Below are 3,979 nucleotides of genomic sequence, written 5' to 3'. Positions count from 1 at the left end.
GGGGTCAATTACCTAATTTTCAGGGAAAAAGTCCCTGAATTTACCCCTGATCACTCCCATATCTGGTACTTTTTGAGGGGAAAAAAGTCCAAAAGTCTTATCCAACAAGGTTTTTAGATTTATTCAGCAAGCCCTACTTAAACCCAACCTTGTCTTGGTGGTTACACAGGGTGAGAAATTACCGTCAAAAGCAATGGCAGCGAAGATCGAGGTTATAATAAACCAACAAAATGTAACGGTCCTTGACCGGTAATTAATTCGATAATAATTGCCAGAAAACCGATCATCGCTAATCGACCATTCCACACCTCGGCTGCCGTTGTCATCCCCCATTCCCAACGTTCCTGGGGATACATTTTCATATTCGCTTTCGGACGGGTAATTTGCTCGAAAGTGGTGGGTTTCTCGTCTAGGGATTTTACCACTAACTGGGAGAGAGATTCGATAAACATCGGGTGAGTGTTAAGAGCGGGTACTCGCTGAAAATGTTCAATTCCCGCTTCGACCGCCACTTCTCGGTACTCTATATCGATTTCTTGCAGGGTTTCGATGTGTTCCGAGACAAAGCTAATCGGCACGACCAATAAATTCTTAATTCCCTGCTCTCCCAACCCTTTTAAAGCATCTTCAGTATAGGGTTTTAGCCATTCCACCGGACCGACGCGACTTTGATAGGCTAAAGTGTACTGATTGGGTCGGTTTAGCGTACGCATGATCGCCCTAGTGCATTCTTCAATTTGCCTTTGATAGGGATCTCCCGCTTCCTCCACATAACTTTGGGGGACACCATGGGCGCTAAAAAAGATATGTACTTGGTCAGGATGAGGACACTGCTCTAATTCTCGCGCGATCAGATCGGCCATAGCACTCAGATAAGTGGGATGATCGTACCAAGAAGGGATGAGAGTATATTCCGTCAAACGCAGATAGGGATCATCCTGCCACATTTCCTCCAGCACACGAAAACTGGAACCACTGGTACTGATGGAAAATTGGGGATAAAGGGGAAGAATAACCAATTTTTTGATATGATCCCGTTTAATCCGCTCGATCGCTTCTTCGGTGAAGGGATTCCAATAACGCATCCCGATATAAACGCTCACCTCGCGCCCCATTTCCTTGAGACGTTGTTGCAGTGCCGTGGCCTGTGCTTCCGTAATCTTGAGTAAAGGGGAGCCACCACCAATCTGGCGGTAATTTTCCTGGGATTTACTCGCTCTTAGCGTCGATATTAACCAAGCTAACGGTTTTTGTAATCCTTTGATCGGTAAACGGATGATCTCTGGGTCAGAAAAAAGGTTAAATAGAAAAGGACGCACATCCTCTAACCGCTCTGGCCCACCCAAATTTAATAATAGAACCCCAACGCGACCCATAGTGTTAACAGATAATTTTTAAATTTTCAGATTCTTTACCAAGTTTAACAATATATCGGTGGAACCGTTAAAACAAATTACAGACAATATCGAACTTAATCAAATCTTGGAGGTTGATCTTGGCGACAATTTTACGTCCCCTCAGTTATCAATATCAATGGCTTTACGATGGTATCTCCCGTCTGGCTGCCCTAGCGGTGGGTGGGGAGACCCGTTTTCGGCAATTGGCCCTAGAAGGTTTAAAAATCGCTAAAAATGACCCTATCCTCGATCTCTGTTGTGGTGCGGGTCAAACCACCCGTTATTTAGTACCCCTATCCGATCGCTGTACCGGTTTAGATGTCTCTCCCCGGGCCCTGGAGCGAGCTAGTGTAGCGGTGCCGCAAGCGCATTATGTGGAGGGATTAGCCGAAAAAATGCCCTTTAATGCCGGAGAATTCGCCCTTGTTCATACTAGCGCCGCTCTCCACGAAATGGAACCGGAGCAGTTAGAGGAAATTCTTCAAGAAGTGTATCGTGTTCTCAGACCGGGGGGAATTTTTGCCCTCGTGGATTTTCATCGACCCACTAACCCGCTTTTTTGGCCTTCTTTGGCCCTATTTTTGCAATTATTTGAAACCCATACCGCTTGGCAGTTTATCGATAGGGACCTGATCCAATCTTTACAGGCGCTCGGTTTTCGTGATTGTCAACAAAAATTATACGCTGGTGGCAGTTTACAGGTGATTCAAGCGGCCAAGTGAAGGGATCGGCCAGGCAAGATTTTCAGAGGCAGTCGGTCATTTATACTAAGTAGGGAAGCTGAGTTCGATCGACTCGGTGCCAGTTATTTTTGAGAAGTAATGACTAGAGCAAAAATTCTACAACCCGATTTAATTTTAGGGGATACGATTCTCGGTCTCACTCTGGAGATTTTGAGTCAGCATCAAATTAAAGGATTGATTCTCGATGTGGACGATACCCTTGTTCCCCTCCAGGAAACGACGGTTTCTGACGATTTACAGCGTTGGGTCGATTCCTTGCGTCTTTATCTACCGATTTGGTTGGTCAGCAATAATCTTAGCGAAAATCGTATCGGTGCGATCGCTGATAATTTACAACTTCCCTACCTTCTCGGTGCGGTGAAACCCTCTCGACGCAAACTCCGGCAAGCGATGGCAGCCATGAGTCTCCCCCCCCAACAAATTGCTATGGTTGGCGATCGCTTGTTTACCGATGTTTTAGCGGGAAATCGTCTGGGAATGTTTACCATTCTGGTGAAACCAATGGTAAATCCCTTGACGGGGGGGGCAGCTTATCCAATCCACGATTTTGAGGTGTGGATATCACAAATTTTCGGCGTTTCCCTCCATCCGCAGCATTACTTAATAAAACCTGACCAATCCTCACAAAAGTAAATATTAAAAAATAATTAAGTATAGAGGAAAGGAGGGAAAAGTAGGAAATACTATAGACAATTTGAAATGAGGTCAGCCGAGATAAAGACCTTAAATATATGAAAGTTAGTAGATCAACAGTGCCAGTTTTTGCGGATATACGCCAAAAGCTGGCACTACTGTTTTAACGAAAACTTCCTGCTATAATTTGGCCAGATTGTGAGATAATGGGGAACGATTTTTTAGTTAATTCTCCCTGGCTTCACTCTATATATGAATCGAGATTCTTCCCTGCTATCATCCTCCTCGGTTGCGGAATTCAAGCGCAATTCCTTTGATTTGGAGTCACACCTACAAAACTTTTTACAATTAGACCCAGAAATTCTACAAGCAAAATTAGCGATAGCAAAAGATTCCTTAGCGGCCTTAGCTCATCAAGAATTTTCTTGGACAAATCCAGATTCTTTCTATCAGGAAAAAGTCAAAGAAAACTATTTATTTGAATTATCTGCTTGGCATTTATCCAGTCAAGAATATATCGGGGAAACCCTGAGATTAATTGATGATCACGGTAGCGGAAAAGTCTTAGATTTTGGTGGCGGAATCGGTACTCATGCCCTGGCTGCCGCAATGAATTCTGGGGTTGAACAGGTGATCTATTGCGATCTTAATCCCCTACATCATGAATTTGTTCGCTTTCGTGCCGAGCAATTAAATCTCGATACTAATAAGCTCTCATTCTATACGGAAATTCCCGAACGGCTAAAATTTGACACGATTATCTGTTTGGATGTTATCGAGCATTTGCCCTCACCTACAGCCCAACTTAAAAAGTTCTATGACTGGTTAAACCCAGGAGGAAAGCTAATTATTAACTGGTATTTTTTCAAAGGATTTAATCAAGAATATCCCTTTCATCTCGACGATCCCAAAATTATTGAGAGCTTTTTTCAAACCCTACAAAAAGATTTCCTAGAGATTTTTCATCCCTATCACATTACCGTGCGCTGTTATCGAAAAAATCAATAATTGCCGGAAGAAGATCAAACCAGAGGATGATAGAAAAGTTAGAATTACCCTTGCAACTTTGACATCCTCACCGCCGTAAACGGACGGTGATTCCCAAACCTCACGATTTAGGTTTCTGCTTCTTTCCCTTGCGGGGTTCCGCACCTGCCTTAACAGATTTACTCTGTTCTGGTCTTATGGTCGCTCTACAGACTGACA

At 43.8% G+C, this 3,979-nt stretch carries 4 protein-coding genes; 3 read left to right on the top strand and 1 reads right to left on the bottom strand.

Annotated features, from left to right (window positions below):
- Nucleotides 1-212 precede the first annotated feature (212 nt).
- The gene (gene hemH / locus O9295_RS09150; protein ID WP_147072130.1) at nucleotides 213-1,376 is read right to left on the bottom strand and encodes a ferrochelatase; all 1,164 of its coding nucleotides are present in this window, start codon (nucleotides 1,374-1,376) and stop codon (nucleotides 213-215) included.
- A 119-nt stretch (nucleotides 1,377-1,495) separates the two neighbouring features.
- Here hemH and O9295_RS09145 point away from each other — a divergent pair, with 119 nt between their 5' ends.
- The 3 genes from O9295_RS09145 (at nucleotide 1,496) to O9295_RS09135 (ending at nucleotide 3,781) form a co-directional block, all read left to right on the top strand.
- On the top strand, nucleotides 1,496-2,119 hold the full coding sequence (locus O9295_RS09145) for a class I SAM-dependent methyltransferase (protein ID WP_288032741.1): 624 nt from the start codon (nucleotides 1,496-1,498) through the stop codon (nucleotides 2,117-2,119).
- A 99-nt stretch (nucleotides 2,120-2,218) separates the two neighbouring features.
- On the top strand, nucleotides 2,219-2,773 hold the full coding sequence (locus O9295_RS09140) for a YqeG family HAD IIIA-type phosphatase (protein ID WP_288032740.1): 555 nt from the start codon (nucleotides 2,219-2,221) through the stop codon (nucleotides 2,771-2,773).
- A 252-nt stretch (nucleotides 2,774-3,025) separates the two neighbouring features.
- Nucleotides 3,026-3,781, top strand: a complete 756-nt coding sequence (locus O9295_RS09135; RefSeq protein WP_061430335.1) for a class I SAM-dependent methyltransferase — start codon at nucleotides 3,026-3,028, stop codon at nucleotides 3,779-3,781.
- Nucleotides 3,782-3,979: the final 198 nt, after the last annotated feature.

The sequence above is a fragment of the Microcystis sp. LE18-22.4A genome, assembly GCF_027531105.1.
Taxonomy (GTDB): domain Bacteria; phylum Cyanobacteriota; class Cyanobacteriia; order Cyanobacteriales; family Microcystaceae; genus Microcystis; species Microcystis aeruginosa.
Note: the sequence above shows the minus strand (reverse complement) of the source record. Positions and strands in the feature narration are given on the sequence as shown.

Bases quoted from the DNA above. Each gene is read 5' to 3' on its own strand.
- O9295_RS09140 (WP_288032740.1), top strand. From the start codon at position 2,219: ATGACTAGAGCAAAAATTCTACAACCCGATTTAATTTTAGGGGATACG.
- hemH (WP_147072130.1), bottom strand. From the start codon at position 1,376: ATGGGTCGCGTTGGGGTTCTATTATTAAATTTGGGTGGGCCAGAGCGG.
- O9295_RS09135 (WP_061430335.1), top strand. From the start codon at position 3,026: ATGAATCGAGATTCTTCCCTGCTATCATCCTCCTCGGTTGCGGAATTC.